Raw genomic sequence first — 15,262 nt, forward strand, 5'->3', positions numbered from 1 at the left:
ATAAATCGTAAACCAATATAATTTCAAAAATATTCTGACCGAACGGAGAGAAAAATGGAAAACCAGATATTTCAATTGCAATATGCAATTGATACCTTTTATTTCCTGATGAGCGGTGCGCTGGTGATGTGGATGGCTGCGGGTTTCGCCATGCTGGAAGCCGGTCTGGTGCGCTCTAAAAACACCACAGAAATCCTTACAAAAAATGTTGCGCTGTTTGCCATCGCGAGCATTATGTATCTCTTCACCGGCTACGCCATTATGTACGATGGCAGCTGGATGTTATCCGGTATCGAGGCATTTAGCCTTGACGGTGTCCTGGCAGATTCCAGCAAAAATGGTTTCGATGGTGATTCCGTATATTCTGGAGCCTCAGACTTTTTCTTCCAAGTGGTGTTTGTGGCCACCGCTATGTCTATTGTATCCGGTGCCGTGGCTGAGCGTATGAAGCTGTGGAGCTTCCTGGCATTTGCCGTTGTGCTCACCGGTTTTATCTATCCGCTGGAAGGCTCTTGGACCTGGGGTGGCAAAGAAGTTTTCGGGTTGTATAACTTGGGTGATCTCGGTTTCTCCGACTTTGCCGGTTCCGGCATTGTGCATATGGCCGGTGCCGCCGCCGCCCTGGCGGGTGTGCTGCTGCTGGGAGCGCGTAAAGGTAAATACGGTAACAATGGCCAGGTTTATGCGATTCCCGGCGCGAACCTGCCACTGGCAACCCTCGGCACGTTTATCCTGTGGATGGGTTGGTTCGGTTTTAACGGTGGTTCAGTCTTGAAGTTGGGCGATGCGGCCAGTGCGCATTCTGTGGCTATGGTGTTTGTGAATACCAATGCCGCTGCAGCCGGTGGTGCTATCGCCGCATTGGTTACCGCACGTTTACTGTTTGGCAAAGCCGACCTCACTATGTTGTTAAATGGCGCCCTGGCCGGATTGGTGGCAATCACTGCTGAGCCCTCTACGCCCACCGCGCTGCAAGCTACGGTATTTGGAATGTTTGCCGGCGTCCTGGTGGTCTTCTCCATCATCACTCTCGACAAACTCAAAATCGATGACCCGGTTGGTGCCATCTCCGTGCACGGAGTGGTCGGCTTGCTTGGCCTGCTGTTGGTGCCTCTTACCAATGAGGAATCCAGCCTTGTGGGTCAGTTGGTTGGTGCGCTGACAATCTTCCTCTGGGTTTTTGTAAGCTCCCTGGCGGTTTGGTATCTGCTTAAGCTGGTCACCGGTATCCGCGTCAGTGAGGACGAAGAGATGGAGGGTGTTGACTTGGCCGAGTGTGGAATGGAAGCTTACCCGGAATTTATGAGCAAGTAACCGCTCTGCAATGGCGCTGCCCCGCAAGGGGCGGTCGCTCGATTGAGGTTCCCGCAAAGAAGATAAATCAGGGGAAAGATACAAGATGAAATTAATAACGGCCGTAGTGAAGCCCTTCAAATTGGATGATGTGCGCACCGCCCTCTCCGAGGTCGGGGTTCAGGGGATGACGGTGACAGAAGTGAAAGGCTTTGGTCGCCAGAAGGGTCATACCGAGCTCTATCGCGGCGCTGAGTATGTGGTGGATTTCCTGCCTAAGGTCAAACTGGAATTGGCCGTCGATGACGACATGGTAGATGCCGCGGTGGAGGCGATCACCAAGGCGGCACAGACCGGCAAAATCGGCGATGGCAAAATCTTTATTACCGCTCTGGAGGAAGTGATCCGTATTCGCACCGGGGAAACCGGCAGCGAGGCGGTTTAATCTTTACCCGAAAGCATTGGTGCCAATATATTTGATATCCATCGCGTGCTAAGGCCTCTTAAGAGGCCTTAGCTTCCTCCAGCCCTTATACTTTTCTTGCCCTTTGTTTCCTACGGGAAATGCCTAATCCCCGGCTGTCGCGGAACCCGCCATAACAAACTGCAATATTCCCTCGATTTCTATCCACAAAAAACTCTACTGGCTTCGGTGCCTGCTGCTGGCAGCCCAGATGGGAAGTGCCTATATATTAATCGCCGCTTTTAATGCGGTAGGAGATTGCCACCCCGGTGGCTTTCAATTTCATTGACGCTGCGGGAAGGGGCGGCACAGAGGTACTCCCTCTGTAACAGGAGTAAGGGTTACAGGGTTTTGCTATGAAAGATGGTTATGAAGATCAGGGTAAGAACGCTCGCAGCAAGGACTCCGAGGAATTTGCCGAAGAGCGCTCTATCACCTCTCGCGAGCGTGCCAGGAGCCAACTGAGCACTGAAGTAGAGGAATTTCTCGCCAGTGGTGGGGCGATTAATGAAGTTGATCCAGAGATCACTGCCGACCCCCCACGCAAGCCACAGCCTAAATACGGCAGCCGCCCTATTTAGTACTGTACAGAACTGTGCCGCCCCTGTTGTCAGGCTGGCGGCAAATTTTTCTGTGGGAGTCTATACCTGTCCGTCGATGCGCACACAAAAGGCGCCGGCTGGTTTCAGCTATCCAGTAGTTTGGGTAATAAGCGTTCTAGTACCTCACCGATGTAGGAAAGGAATAGAGTGCCTAGGCTGGATCGGTAATATTGTGGATCTGAGGAACCAACCGCGAGCATACCGAGCTGATTGCCGAGGGGAATAATGGCTGCTGAAGCGACATCCTGCCAGTGGTTCCCAAAAAGATATTCTTTTTCACCAGGGCGTAAAACACCACATATCGGGCGCCCATTGCGCAGTATGGCGCCAATGGCGGTCTCCGCAGTGGAGAGCGTGCTGGTGTGTACTTCGCCGAGGCTGCCGGCCGAACTCGGAAAGGGGCCGAACAGGGTCAGGCGAGTGAACTCCACGTTAAAGTGGTCACTAAAGCTTGTGTACAGCGCCGCAGCGGCTTCCCCCACTGTCTGTGCCTCCAGCAACGCCAGGAACAGACGGCGGCTGTTGAGAAACAACTGGTCGTTGTCGCGGGCGTTGTGTAGCAGCTGGTCGAGACGCTGGCGCATCTCGATATTGCGTTCGCGCAGCAGGTTGGTGTGGTGTGTCATCAGAGACACGGTCTTGCCGTTTTCCCGTGGCAGTTTGATGGTTTCGAGCAGGTCCATGCGTTCGATAAAAAAATCCGGATTCTGCATCAGATAGCGGGCCACCTGGCGCGCGAGTAGTTTGTTATCGCGCTGGGTTTCCCTGTGGCTGCCGGCGACAATCTCTTCGCAATTGTGATTGGCGTCTGTGTGTTCCATCTTGTTCTGTTCACATTGGCGCAGGTGCGCGGTGAATCTTTTGTTCCGTCGGTGAGAGACCCGGTGCCATTGAACGCGCTTGGATCTTTCAGAAGGGCAAAACGCTGCCCGCCCGCGAAATGGTTCAAATAATGATTTGCCCGTGGAAAACCGTCATGGCGGGCCCCGTCATAGTAACTGGCTGACCCGGCCCACTCCAGTGGATTGTCAGGGCGCCGCCGGGCAGGTGTATTTCTACCTGATTATCTACCAAGCCGCGCAGATGGGCATAGACCATGGCCGCGCAGGCGCCGGTACCACAGGCGAGGGTTTCTCCCACTCCGCGCTCGAACACCCGCAATTGTGCCTGACTGCGGGAGTCGATTTGCAGGAAGCCCACATTAACCTTCTGTGGAAAGCGTGGATGGGTCTCAATAGAGGGTCCGATGCTTGTTACCGGTGCGGTCTGGACATCGTCGACCAAAAGTACAGCGTGGGGGTTGCCCATGGAGACGGCGCCAATGGTGTAAGTCTCTTCATGGACTTCCAGAGGATAGCTTTCGGCGCGGCGGTCGGCGCCAAAAGGGATTTGCTCCGGCTCTAAAACAGGGGCTCCCATATCCACACTGACTTGGTCATTCTCGAGTACGTTGAGCTGCAACATGCCTGCAGCGGTTTCCACGTTGAGGCGTTTTTTACCGGTCAGGCGGCGCTCGCGCACGAAGCGGGCAAAACAGCGCGCGCCGTTGCCGCAGTTCTCTACCTCACCACCATCGGCGTTGAAGATGCGATACCGAAAGTCCGCGTCAGGTTCGCGCGGTGGCTCGACAAGTAATACCTGATCACAGCCGATACCAATACGGCGGTCGGCGATACGGCGAATTTTGTCCGGGGACAATTTGAGCCTTTGGCTGATGCCATCGAGCATTACAAAGTCATTGCCGAGCCCATGCATCTTGCTGAATTTAACGCGCATTCCATTTCTCTATAGATTTTTATGGAGTGGGCCATCCGAGGGTTGTACCCCGCTATTGGCCCGGTCTGCAACCGAAGCAGATAGGTCAATCTGCGGACGGCAAGGTCCTTGTGTGGAGGTTAAATAGAACAGGCGCCAAGCCTCGCACAAACAATCAGACTTTTTCCGGCACCGGGGTCTCACCCCGAACTAGATCGTCGAAAGTTTCCCGGGTGCGCACCAAGTAGGTGTTCTCCCCATCCACCAGCACCTCCGCTGCGCGCGGGCGGCTATTGTAATTGGAGCTCATGGTGAAGCCGTAGGCGCCAACGGAGAGCATGGCCAGTAATTGTCCCTCGCGCAGGGCCAGAGCGCGATTTTTACCGAGGAAATCGCCGGTTTCACAAACCGGTCCAACGATATCCCAAAGTGTGTCTTCGCCGTCGTCCGGTGTGACCGGAACTATATCCTGCCAGGCTTGATAAAGGGCCGGGCGCAGATTGTCATTCATGGCGGCATCGACAATGGCGAAGTTATGTCCTTCGGTGCGTTTTAGGTATTCAACACGCGTCAGGAGAACACCGCCATTGGCGGCGATGGAGCGGCCCGGCTCCAGTATTAGGCCGAGCGAACGCTCGCCGATGCGCTCCAGCACCGCTTTCAGGTAGTCCGCCACGACGGGCGGCTCTTCACCCCGGTAGCGCACACCGAGACCACCGCCGAGGTCGAGGTGTTCCAGCTGGATACCCTCGGCGTTCAAGGTATCCACCAAAGCTAACAATCGGTCCAGGGCATCGAGGAAAGGCGCCACTTCAGTGAGCTGGGAGCCGATATGACAATCCACACCAGTGATTCTTAAGTGTGGCGAGTTCGCCGCGTAGGAATAGACTTCCAGGGCGTTATCGATGGCGATACCGAATTTGTTTTCTTTGAGGCCGGTGGAAATATAGGGGTGGGTTTGTGCGTCCACATCCGGATTGACCCGCAGGGAGATCGGGGCAACGGTCTCGCACTCTGCGGCCACACACTCGACACGGCGCATTTCCGCTTCGGATTCGATATTGAAACAGTGCACCCCAACTTCCAGGCCGCGGCGGATCTCCTCCGCCGTTTTACCCACGCCGGAGAATACGATGCGGGCGGGGTCTCCTCCCGCCAGCAGCACCCTCTCCAGTTCGCCAGCGGAGACGATGTCAAAGCCGGCGCCGAGTTGGGCCAGCAGGGACAGGATGCCCAGATTGCTGTTGGCCTTGACCGCGTAACAGATCAGGCCCGGATGATCGCCGAGTGCCTCGGCATAGGCCCGATATTGGCGCTCAAAATGGGCGCGGCTGTACACGTAAGTGGGGGTTCCGAAGCGCTCGGCGACTTCTTCCAATGGCACCTGCTCCGCCCATAGGCTGCCTTGGCGATAGCTAAATTCGCTCATTTCTCCGGTACTTGCTCCTCTGGGTAGCCCTCTTCCGGGTAGTCTTCTGGTTCTGAGTAATCCTGTGGCTCGGAATAACCCTCAGGTGCCACGACCTCTCCAACAGGTGCAAGCTCCGGCTCATCGGGTTCCACCGCGGTACTGCTGGTGGGCACTGTAGAAAGCGGGCCCGTGGTGATGCTCGGCGCGGGTTCGGCCGGCGCCTGGGGCAGGTACAGCGGCCCCTTCTGGCCGCAGCCCACCACTAGTGCTGTTGCACTGAGCAGGGCAAAAAAGGGAGGGAGCATTTTTTTCGGCATGGGTGAAATCCTGCACTCGGGCTTTCAGAGCGGTGTTCGGCAAAAGGCTGATAGTATAGCGAGCCAATAGATCGAACACAGTAAACGGTAACAGAAGTAATAAAAGATGAGCCAAACGGAATATGAAGCGGCTATTGAGCAAACCCTGATGGTGATTGAAGATGCCCTGGACGATTGCGACTGGGATATCGACTATGAGCGCAGCGGCGCCGTACTCACTTTGACCCTTGAGGACAATGGCAGTCAGGTGATCCTCTCACGTCAGTTAGCCAATAGCGAACTCTGGGTAGCGGCCAAATCCGGCGGTTACCATCTTTCTTTTACCGCGCCCGGCTGGAAATGCAGCACCACGGGAGAGGACCTGCCCACGCTGCTCGATCGGGTATTGAGTGAGCAGCAGGGTGAGCGGGTCAAGCTGGGACTGCCACAATAACTCTATGTTGTTAGGGCGATCTCACCGGCCGATCTTCTCGGCAGCCCTTGATGTCCTGGTGTAGGTCCGGAGCGTCGAATACCCCATTATCAGTGGAATCGCCGTTAGTGGCTGTGCCTGAGTCCTTTTTCCTCGATACCCGCGATGGCCTGCGTCTGCAGGGGCAGCGCTATTGCGCTGGCAGGGTGCGGGCAGTACTGTGCCTGGTTCACGGTTTAGGCGAACATCAGGGGCGCTACGGAGCGCTCGTACGAGCCCTGCAGGGAGCGGATCTTGGGGTGTACACCTTCGATTTGCGAGGCCACGGCTTGTCGCAGGGGAGGCGCGGGCATATCCCAGGCCTCGAGTATGTGCTGGAGGATATCCAGGGGGTTTTGGCTCTGATCCACAGCGAGTGGCGGGGCCTCCCCCTATTTCTCTATGGGCATAGTATGGGCGGCAATTTTGCTCTGAATTATGTGCTGAGGAAGGGGGGCACGGGTTTGAACGGCCTAATTCTCAATGCGCCGGCCCTGCGCTTCTACCGGCCAATTCCCAAACTGGTCATTACTGCGATTGGCCTGCTCCGTAAGTTCTACCCGGCTTTTCCTCTCAATAGTGGCGTAACACCGCAGCAACTCAGCCATCTCGGGGCGGTGGAGGATAACTACCGCCGCGATCCTCTCGTACATGGGGTCATCAGTGCGCAGATGCTGAGTTCATGTTATCGCGCGGGCCTCTGGGCTCTTGGCCATGGTGGCGAATTGCGGCTGCCGACCCTGCTCCTGCAGGGGCAGTGCGATTCTCTGGTCTCTATCGAGGCCAACCGCGCGTTCGCCGCCAGTAACCCCACCTTTATTCACTGGCAGCTTCTTTCGCACAGTAAGCATGAGGCCCATAACGATGTGGAGCGCGAGCGGGTATTCCACATCATTTGCCAGTGGATCGAGGGATGTTTGCAAGCGCATTAGCCCGGTGATAAGGCGGCCGGCCGGGCTTCTCGGTGCGGTGTCAGTGGATTCAAGCGCGCTGGGCTATCTGCTCCCGCGCCTGGATACAGGCGGCGCGTACCTGGTTTGGTGCGGTGCCACCGATATGATCGCGGGCGGCCACTGAGCCTTCTAGGGTGAGTACTTCAAAGACATCCTCGCCAATTTCAGAGGAGAATTGCTGCAATTGCTCCAGGCTCAGTTCGGACAGGTCTTTGTCCTGCTCAATGGCAAAGGATACCGACTGGCCGACGATCTCGTGGGCATCGCGGAAGGCGACGCCTTTGCGCACTAGGTAATCCGCCAGATCCGTGGCGGTGGAAAAGCCCTTGGCAGCCGCCGACAACATATTGTCCTTTTTCGCCTTGAGCGCCGGCACCATATCGGCAAAGGCGCGCAGGCAATCCAGGGCGGTGTCGGCGGCATCGAACAATGGCTCTTTATCTTCCTGGTTGTCCTTGTTGTAGGCCAGCGGTTGGCTCTTCATCAGTGTGAGCAGGGCGATCAAATGGCCGTTGACGCGGCCGGTTTTACCGCGCACCAGCTCAGGCACGTCGGGGTTCTTTTTTTGCGGCATGATCGAGGAGCCGGTGCAGAAGCGATCCGGCAGGTCGATAAAATCAAACTGGCTTGAAGCCCAGAGCACCAGTTCCTCACTGGCGCGGGACAGGTGGGTGAGCAACAGGGCGGCGAAGGCACAAAACTCAATAGCGAAATCCCGGTCGCTCACAGAGTCCAGGGAATTTTCCGTGGGCGCGTCAAAACCCAGTAATTCCGCCGTGCGCTCGCGATCGATCGGGTAGCTGGTGCCGGCCAGGGCGGCGGCGCCCAGAGGTGAGCGGTTAACGCGCTTGCGGCAGTCCATCAGGCGCTCGTAATCCCTGGTGAGCATGGCGTTCCAAGCCAACAGGTGGTGACCAAAGGTGACCGGCTGTGCGCTCTGTAAGTGGGTGAAGCCGGGCATGATGGTATCGGCCTCGCGCTCCGCCAGCTGCACCAGGCCCGACTGCAGGCGAGTTAGTTCGGCGCCGATGCGGTCGATGCGAGCGCGCAACCACAGGCGAATATCGGTCGCCACTTGGTCGTTGCGGGAGCGGCCGGTGTGCAGTTTCTTGCCGGTGGCACCGATGCGCTGGGTCAGACGCGCCTCGATATTCATGTGCACATCTTCCAATTGCACCGACCAGGGAAACTCTCCGTTTTGAATCTCTTCTGCGATCTCTTTCAGGCCGTCGGCGATTCTGTGATATTCGTCGGTGCTCAGTACGCCCACTTCCGACAGCATCTGTGCATGGGCGAGGGACCCCTGGATATCCTCTAATGCCATGCGCTGATCGAAGTTAACTGAGGCGGTAAATCGCTCTACGAACGCATCGGTGGCTTCGCTGAATCGGCCACCCCAGAGTTTGGCGGCCGGGTTGCTGGTGGATTCAGTTGGGGCTTTGTCGTTGCTCATGGTTTTCCTGGCTGCAGTGAGGTGAAAGGCCGGGGAGCTTGGTGGTATCTTGCGCTTCACATTTAGGGACAATCAAGAATAACAACTGCATGTCACTACCCAGGCCGACGGGCATTATATCGCAGAAAATTCGAAAATCTGACCCCAGTAGCAAGGAATCTGCGCTTTCAGCGCAGCTGGCCTTCCTCCCCGACCTGTGCAGTGTTACGGCCCTGGCGGCCTTGGTGTTAATGGGGGAGCTATTGGCGCTGGTATTGGTACTCGCTTTGGATGGATTGCGAGAATTTAGCTGGCAGCGTTTGGGGCTGGTGTCCCTGGTGATCCAGTGGGTGATTTTGCCCTGCGCCGCTGTGTTGTGCCGATTGCGTCCCTATTTGGCGCAGCTGCCGCACAAATTTGCCGGTGCCATCAGTTTTATTGTTGTGCTGGTGGTATTGGGAGTAGTGATGGGCATCCAGCGCTATCTGCGTGCCCTGTTATTGCAGAGCGGTTTCGATTGGTGGGGCCTGGCGAGCGATTGCCTGCTGGGGGCTATCTGTGCCGGGGTTGTATTGCGCTACGCCTATCTGCAACAGCAGCTGTACAACCAGCAGCAGGCCGAGTTGGGAGCGCGTATTGAGGCACTGCAGTCGCGTATCCGCCCACATTTTCTATTTAATAGCATGAACAGTCTGGCCAGCCTGATCGCCGTGGACCCGCATCGCGCCGAGCGCCTGGTGGAGGATTTGTGTGTGCTGTTTAGGGCCAGTCTCGCCGATTCAAAGCTGGTGCCCCTTCTGCAAGAGGTAAAGCTGGCGCAGCGCTACCTGGAAATCGAGGCGCTGCGCCTGGGGGAGCGTCTCAGGCAGCGTTGGCAGTTGGCGGGTTCACTTGAGGAGATCTATGTACCCAGTATGTTGCTGCAGCCCCTGCTTGAGAATGCTGTGTTGCACGGCGTGGCACAACTGCGAGAAGGGGGGGAAATCACAGTGCGCCTCGCTGTTGAGGGTGGTGCTCTGAGAATTATTATCGATAATCCCCTGCCGCAGGAAAATGTGCGCCCCGGCAGGGAAAATAATGGTATGGCCGTAGAGAATATCCGCCAGCGCCTCGCTGCCTATTACGGTGATCGCTTCAAATTTACCGCCTGTCGGGAGGCCGACCACTACCGGGTGGTCCTGCAGCTACCCTTATCTCCCCAGGAGCTGGCCCAACGGCCAACACAAACGGCTGTGAATTCCAATAGACACACTGAGGTGATGGAGTGACCCAGTTACGAGTTCTGATTGTCGACGATGAACCCCTGGCCCGCGCGCGACTGCAACGGCAGTTGTCCTCGATCGATTATTGCACTCCGGTGGGTGAGGCTGCGGATAGCGATTCTGCGTTGCTGCAGGTACAGATATTGGATCCGGACCTGGTGTTGCTCGATATAGAAATGCCCGGAGGCAGTGGCCTGGAGCTGGCGCAACGACTCTCCGCCCGCGAGTGTCCGCCGGCAATTATTTTCTGCACCGCCCACGATGAGTTCGCCCTGCCGGCTTTCGCTACGGCGGCGATTGGCTACCTGCTAAAGCCAGTCAGTGTCGAACAGCTGAGCCAGGCCCTGGCCAAAGTGCAGCGTCTCAACAAACCCCAGCAGAAGTTGGTGAATGGTGGCGGGGAGCCCTGTGGTCGCAGTCGTATTAAAGCGGTGAGCCGCATGGGCGTGGAATTACTGGAAGTGGATGCCATCCGCTGCCTGGTTGCCGATAGTAAATATGTGGTGGCCCACCACCTTGCTGGTGAGACGATCCTGGACGAATCCCTAAAAGAGCTGGAAAGTGAATTCGGTGAGCGTTTTGTACGTGTACACCGTAGCGCTCTGGTAGCAGCGGAGCATATTATCGGGCTACGCAGGGATGGTGGTCATTACCGGATAGAGTTGGATGGTGTGGCAGAAGCGCCGCTGGTAAGCCGGCGCATGCTGCCTTCCGTAAAAGCACTAATTACAGAGATATGCTGAGTATTCAGTTTTTTAACGCAGAAAAACAAACAGTACTGCAGCTACCATCAATAGGGCAAAGCTCACCCTGATCACTCTCGCCTGTTTTGGTTTGTGGAATAGTGGCCGTAGACTGCCACCCAGACATAGCCAGGTAAAATCCACCACGGCAGCGACTACTAAGCAGACCAACCCTGTGGCGACATAGCTGAAACCACTCTCCTCAATAGGTAACAGAAACTGGGAAAAGATCGCTAAAAAAGCGGCATAGGCTTTTGGGTTGAGCAGATTAAAAATAAATCCATCCAGAAGGGATGGTGGTCGGGCAGCTGTCGATTGGTCTCGATCCAATACCGAGGCTGTGGCAATTTTGATGGCGATGTAACCAATATAAAGCGCGCCACATATCTGCACTGCCAAACGGGCCTCGGGCCAGGCAGAATACAGCGCCGCTACCCCGGCAGTGGCACCGACAATCGCTACGCACAGCCCGAGTAGAATACCAACAAGAAAACCGGTGCTCTTTTTCACTCCAAAGGTCGCTCCCGAAGCTGCCAGTGCAAGTGGTGCAGGACCGGGAGAGCCGAGTAACAGACCCGTGGCTGCAATCAGGGAAAACAGTGCTTCAAACATAAATCGCTATCCTATTTCCCACCTGCAACATCAATAAATGAGCCGGTAGTGAATGCCGATTCATGACTCAGTAACCAGGCTACTGCTGCAGCGACCTCTTCTGGCTGACCGCCTCGGCCGAGGGGAATTGCCGATTTTAATCGCTCCACCCTGTCTGGCTCCCCGCCATCCTTATGCATTTCTGTATAGATAAAACCTGGACGTACCCCATTTACCCGGATTCCCTCGCGGGCAAGCTCCTGGCTTAGGCCAATAGTCAGGGTGTCTACGGCCCCTTTACTCGCTGCGTAGTCAATATATTCGTTGGGTGCCCCCCAGCGGCTGGCGGCAGATGAGATATTGACAATGACTCCGCCACCGCCGCCATGTTTGGTCGACATTCTTTTTATAGCTTCGCGGCAGCAGAGAATCGTACCGGTGACATTTGTGCGAAGAACCTGGTTGATTCGCTCCGCCTCCATTGCCTCAACGCGCATTTGTGGTTTAAGGATTGCGGCATTGTTCACCAGATATTGCAGGGGGCCGAGTTGCCGATCTACTTCATTAAATAAATGCGTGATATCGGTTTCTGAGGAAATATCAGCGCGTACAGCGATCGCCTTATGACCTAAGGCTTTGAGTTCATTCAGCAGACTTTCGGCCGAGTCTTTTCTCTCCCGATAACTGATAGCGATGTGGTATCCCTGCTGAGCAAGTAATCGCGCCGTTGCGACACCGATTCCACGGCTTCCGCCGGTGACTAGAGCAATATTATTTTTAACGGGCACTTTTTAACTCCTGAAGGGGAAAACTATCGGGAACAGAGGGGATATATAGGGTTTTGCTGATGTTATTGAAGAATGGGGGTGTTTTTCGAAAAATGCGGAAGGGCACTGGCAGCACTAGCGCTGCCAGTGCCCTTGAATGAGACTGGACTTAATGGGCTTTAATACAGCTGCGGCCCACCATCCCCGTACTCCGAATCGTTCTGCAAGCTCAACTCGCCGGCAGCGCTATTTAGGTATTCCGCATCGGACTCAGATTTGAGCTTGATCATCAGGCGCAGGTCGTTGGCGGAGTCGGCGTGGGCGAGGGCGTCCTCGTAAGTGATTTCGCCGCGATCGTAGAGTTCGTACAGGGCTTGATCGAAGGTCTGCATGCCCTGTTCGCCGGAGCGTTTCATCAGCTCCTTCATCTGGTGAACCTGCCCTTTGCGCACCAGATCCGACATCAGTGGGGTGTTGATCATTACTTCCAGACAGGCGCGACGGCCATCGCCATCCGGTGTGGGTACCAGCTGCTGGGCGACCATGGCCTTGAGGTTCAGCGACAGGTCCATAAACAGCTGTTGATGGCGGTCGGCTGGGAAGAAGTGAATGATACGGTCGATAGCCTGGTTGGCGTTGTTGGCGTGCAGAGTGCACAGACACAAATGGCCGGTTTCGGCAAAGGCGATGGCGTGTTCCATCGTTTCACGGGAGCGCACCTCACCGATCAGAATCACGTCCGGTGCCTGGCGCAGGGTATTTTTCAGGGCGATCTCGAAGGAGTCGGTATCCAGGCCAACCTCGCGCTGAGTCACAATGCAGCCGCGGTGCTGGTGGATAAATTCGATCGGGTCCTCGATAGTAATGATGTGGCCCTTGGTATTTTCGTTGCGGTGCCCAATCATGGATGCCAGCGAGGTGGACTTACCGGTACCGGTGGCACCTACAAAAATGATCAGCCCGCGCTTGGTCATAGCTAGGTCTTTGAGCACATCCGGTAGGCCGAGGCCGTCGATGGTGGGAATTTTAGTTTCGATACGGCGCAATACCATGCCCACCAGGTTGCGCTGGAAAAAAGCGGATACCCGAAAGCGACCGACATTGCGCACAGCAATGGCGAAGTTCAGTTCTTTTTTTTCAGCGAACTCGCGGCGCTGTTTCTCGTTCATGGTGCCCACCACCAGCTCGCGCGCCTTGTCCGGGCTGAGGGCCGTACTGCTGCAAGGCACAACGCGGCCGTGCAATTTGATCGAAGGCGGTACGCCGGCGGTGATAAACAGATCCGAAGCGCCTTTCTCTACAACCAGCTGTAGAAGTCTTTCAATTTCCATGGTGTTTACCGCGTATTATTTTTGACAGGGGTGGGCCCGCTTGTGAGCCCGCGAGCTGTGACGCTTAAAAATTATCCGGCATCTTGGCTTTTTCCCGCGCGACTTCGCGGCTGATGATACGTCGGGCGACCAGGTCTTCCAGGCACTGGTCCATGGTCTGCATGCCGACGCTGGCGCCGGTCTGGATGGCCGAGTACATCTGCGCGATCTTGTCTTCGCGAATCAGGTTACGGATCGCCGGGGTACCGCGCATAATCTCGTGTGCAGCGATCCGGCCGCCGCCATTTTTCTTCATCAGGGTCTGGGAGACCACCGCCTGCAGGGATTCCGATAGCATGGAGCGCACCATCGCTTTCTCTTGTGCCGGGAATACGTCTACCACCCGGTCGATGGTCTTGGCGGCGGAGGTGGTGTGTAGGGTGCCGAATACCAAGTGACCGGTTTCCGCAGCGGTCAGTGCCAGGCGAATGGTCTCCAGATCGCGCATCTCACCCACCAGGATAATATCCGGGTCTTCACGCAGAGCCGAGCGCAATGCCTCGGCAAAGCCATGGGTATCCCGATGCACCTCACGCTGGTTCACCAGGCATTTTTTTGATTCGTGTACGAATTCGATGGGGTCCTCAATGGTGAGGATATGCTCGTACTTGTTGTCGTTGATGTAGTCCATCATCGCGGCGAGGGTGGTGGACTTACCGGAGCCGGTGGGCCCGGTTACCAGTACCAGGCCGCGCGGGGTATCGGAAATCTGCTTAAAGACCTGACCCATACCCAGGTCTTCCATGGTGAGCACCTTGGAGGGAATGGTCCGGAACACCGCACCGGCGCCGCGGTTGTGGTTGAAGGCATTGACACGAAAACGCGCCACACCGGGTACTTCGAAAGAGAAGTCGGTTTCGAGAAACTCTTCGTAATCCTTGCGCTGTTTGTCGTTCATGATCTCGTAGATCAGGCCGTGCACCTGCTTGTGTTCCATGGAGGGCAGGTTGATGCGGCGCACGTCGCCATCTACCCGGATCATGGGGGGGAGGCCGGCGGAAAGGTGCAAATCCGAGGCGTTTTGTTTGGCGCTGAAGGCGAGGAGTTCAGTGATATCCATACTGCTACCTTATGGTTCTTGTTTGGGCTCAGGTAAAATCGCCGCTCATTTCGGTAAGGGCCTCAGTATATGCGCAAAGAGACAATCGTCGAAAACCTGAATGCAGTAGGTGAGCGGATTGTGACCTGCTGCAACAACTGCGATCGCGATCCCGCAGAAATCACCCTGCTGGCGGTTTCCAAAACTCGTCCCGCTGAGGATTTACGCAGCGCTTATACGGCCGGCCAGCGTCACTTCGGTGAAAACTACCTGCAGGAGGCCCTGGAAAAACAGGACGCGCTGAGCGATCTGGATATTCGCTGGCATTTTATCGGGCCGCTACAGTCGAATAAAAGCCGCGCGGTGGCAGAGCGATTTCAGTGGATACATACTGTGGACCGCCTAAAAATTGCCCAGCGCCTATCATCCCAGCGCCCGGATACCTTGGCTCCCCTCAATATTTGTTTGCAGGTGAATATCGATAATGAGCAGAGCAAGTCTGGCATAGCTCCACAAGAATTGGAGGGGTTGGCGCGTGAAGTTGTACAATTGCCGGGATTGCGCCTGCGGGGTCTGATGGCGATTCCTGCGGCGCGGCCGAATAGGCAGGCGCAGCGCAAACCTTTTATCGAACTGGCGCGACTGCTGCAGTCTCTGCGCGAGGCATTTCCTGAGGAGCAGTTGGATACTCTCTCTATGGGGATGTCTGCGGATATGGAGGCGGCTATTACCTGCGGTGCCACCATTGTGCGCATTGGCACAGATATTTTTGGCGTGCGCAATTACCCTGAGTGAAACGGTAGATCGTTGACC

17 protein-coding genes are annotated in these 15,262 nt (G+C 56.1%); 8 read left to right on the forward strand and 9 right to left on the reverse strand.

The window, feature by feature from the left end; genetic code table 11:
• Window positions 1–54: 54 nt before the first annotated feature.
• From ACCI51_RS03235 to ACCI51_RS03245, 3 genes are all read left to right on the forward strand, one after another.
• The gene (locus ACCI51_RS03235) at window positions 55–1,314 is read left to right on the forward strand and encodes an ammonium transporter (RefSeq protein WP_371842582.1); all 1,260 of its coding nucleotides are present in this window, start codon (window positions 55–57) and stop codon (window positions 1,312–1,314) included.
• Between the two features lie 85 nt (window positions 1,315–1,399).
• Window positions 1,400–1,738 (forward strand): P-II family nitrogen regulator, encoded by a 339-nt coding sequence (locus ACCI51_RS03240; protein ID WP_299580508.1) that lies wholly within the window; start codon window positions 1,400–1,402, stop codon window positions 1,736–1,738.
• A gap of 374 nt (window positions 1,739–2,112) precedes the next feature.
• The gene (locus ACCI51_RS03245) at window positions 2,113–2,337 is read left to right on the forward strand and encodes a hypothetical protein (protein ID WP_299580511.1); all 225 of its coding nucleotides are present in this window, start codon (window positions 2,113–2,115) and stop codon (window positions 2,335–2,337) included.
• 104 nt (window positions 2,338–2,441) lie between these two features.
• On the opposite strand, the gene ACCI51_RS03250 is transcribed toward ACCI51_RS03245, so the two are convergent.
• The 4 genes from ACCI51_RS03250 to lptM form a co-directional block, all read right to left on the reverse strand.
• Window positions 2,442–3,179 (reverse strand): DUF484 family protein, encoded by a 738-nt coding sequence (locus ACCI51_RS03250; RefSeq protein WP_299580514.1) that lies wholly within the window; start codon window positions 3,177–3,179, stop codon window positions 2,442–2,444.
• Window positions 3,180–3,303: 124 nt separating this feature from the next.
• The gene (gene dapF / locus ACCI51_RS03255; protein WP_371842583.1) at window positions 3,304–4,134 is read right to left on the reverse strand and encodes a diaminopimelate epimerase; all 831 of its coding nucleotides are present in this window, start codon (window positions 4,132–4,134) and stop codon (window positions 3,304–3,306) included.
• 154 nt (window positions 4,135–4,288) lie between these two features.
• Window positions 4,289–5,542 carry a diaminopimelate decarboxylase gene (gene lysA, locus ACCI51_RS03260; RefSeq protein WP_371842584.1) on the reverse strand — a complete coding sequence of 418 codons (1,254 nt, stop codon included), beginning with the start codon at window positions 5,540–5,542 and terminating at the stop codon, window positions 4,289–4,291.
• Entirely contained in the window at window positions 5,539–5,841 is a 303-nt protein-coding gene (lptM, locus tag ACCI51_RS03265; protein WP_371842585.1) for an LPS translocon maturation chaperone LptM, read from the reverse strand. The genes lysA and lptM overlap by 4 nt, the downstream gene beginning before the upstream one ends.
• 106 nt (window positions 5,842–5,947) lie before the next feature.
• Between lptM and cyaY the strand changes: the two genes are divergently transcribed.
• Together cyaY and ACCI51_RS03275 are read left to right on the forward strand one after the other, a co-directional pair.
• Window positions 5,948–6,274: an iron donor protein CyaY gene (cyaY, locus tag ACCI51_RS03270; RefSeq protein ID WP_299580526.1), complete on the forward strand. Its 327-nt coding sequence runs from the start codon at window positions 5,948–5,950 to the stop codon at window positions 6,272–6,274.
• 50 nt (window positions 6,275–6,324) lie between these two features.
• Window positions 6,325–7,224 (forward strand): alpha/beta hydrolase, encoded by a 900-nt coding sequence (locus ACCI51_RS03275; RefSeq protein WP_371842586.1) that lies wholly within the window; start codon window positions 6,325–6,327, stop codon window positions 7,222–7,224.
• A gap of 49 nt (window positions 7,225–7,273) precedes the next feature.
• Here ACCI51_RS03275 and argH read toward each other — a convergent pair whose 3' ends face one another.
• Complete coding sequence (gene argH, locus ACCI51_RS03280; protein WP_371842587.1) at window positions 7,274–8,698, reverse strand: argininosuccinate lyase; 1,425 nt, start codon at window positions 8,696–8,698, stop codon at window positions 7,274–7,276.
• An 89-nt stretch (window positions 8,699–8,787) separates the two neighbouring features.
• Here argH and ACCI51_RS03285 point away from each other — a divergent pair, with 89 nt between their 5' ends.
• Together ACCI51_RS03285 and ACCI51_RS03290 are read left to right on the forward strand one after the other, a co-directional pair.
• A complete protein-coding gene (locus tag ACCI51_RS03285) occupies window positions 8,788–9,945 on the forward strand; it encodes a sensor histidine kinase (protein ID WP_371842588.1) in 1,158 nt (385 codons plus the stop codon).
• Entirely contained in the window at window positions 9,942–10,682 is a 741-nt protein-coding gene (locus tag ACCI51_RS03290; protein WP_371842589.1) for a LytR/AlgR family response regulator transcription factor, read from the forward strand. Before ACCI51_RS03285 ends, ACCI51_RS03290 begins: the two co-directional genes overlap by 4 nt.
• A 12-nt stretch (window positions 10,683–10,694) precedes the next feature.
• Here ACCI51_RS03290 and ACCI51_RS03295 read toward each other — a convergent pair whose 3' ends face one another.
• The 4 genes from ACCI51_RS03295 to ACCI51_RS03310 form a co-directional block, all read right to left on the reverse strand.
• Complete coding sequence (locus tag ACCI51_RS03295; protein ID WP_371842590.1) at window positions 10,695–11,294, reverse strand: LysE family translocator; 600 nt, start codon at window positions 11,292–11,294, stop codon at window positions 10,695–10,697.
• A gap of 11 nt (window positions 11,295–11,305) precedes the next feature.
• Window positions 11,306–12,061 carry an SDR family oxidoreductase gene (locus ACCI51_RS03300; protein ID WP_371842591.1) on the reverse strand — a complete coding sequence of 252 codons (756 nt, stop codon included), beginning with the start codon at window positions 12,059–12,061 and terminating at the stop codon, window positions 11,306–11,308.
• Between the two features lie 158 nt (window positions 12,062–12,219).
• Window positions 12,220–13,371 (reverse strand): PilT/PilU family type 4a pilus ATPase, encoded by a 1,152-nt coding sequence (locus ACCI51_RS03305; RefSeq protein ID WP_299580547.1) that lies wholly within the window; start codon window positions 13,369–13,371, stop codon window positions 12,220–12,222.
• 64 nt (window positions 13,372–13,435) lie between these two features.
• Window positions 13,436–14,470, reverse strand: coding sequence for a type IV pilus twitching motility protein PilT (locus tag ACCI51_RS03310; RefSeq protein WP_299580550.1), 1,035 nt, complete (start codon window positions 14,468–14,470; stop codon window positions 13,436–13,438).
• 69 nt (window positions 14,471–14,539) lie between these two features.
• Between ACCI51_RS03310 and ACCI51_RS03315 the strand changes: the two genes are divergently transcribed.
• The gene (locus ACCI51_RS03315; RefSeq protein ID WP_371842592.1) at window positions 14,540–15,244 is read left to right on the forward strand and encodes a YggS family pyridoxal phosphate-dependent enzyme; all 705 of its coding nucleotides are present in this window, start codon (window positions 14,540–14,542) and stop codon (window positions 15,242–15,244) included.
• The last annotated feature ends 18 nt before the right edge of the window (window positions 15,245–15,262 follow it).

The sequence above is a fragment of the Microbulbifer echini genome (genome assembly GCF_041447225.1).
Classification (GTDB): Bacteria; Pseudomonadota; Gammaproteobacteria; order Pseudomonadales; family Cellvibrionaceae; genus Microbulbifer; species Microbulbifer echini.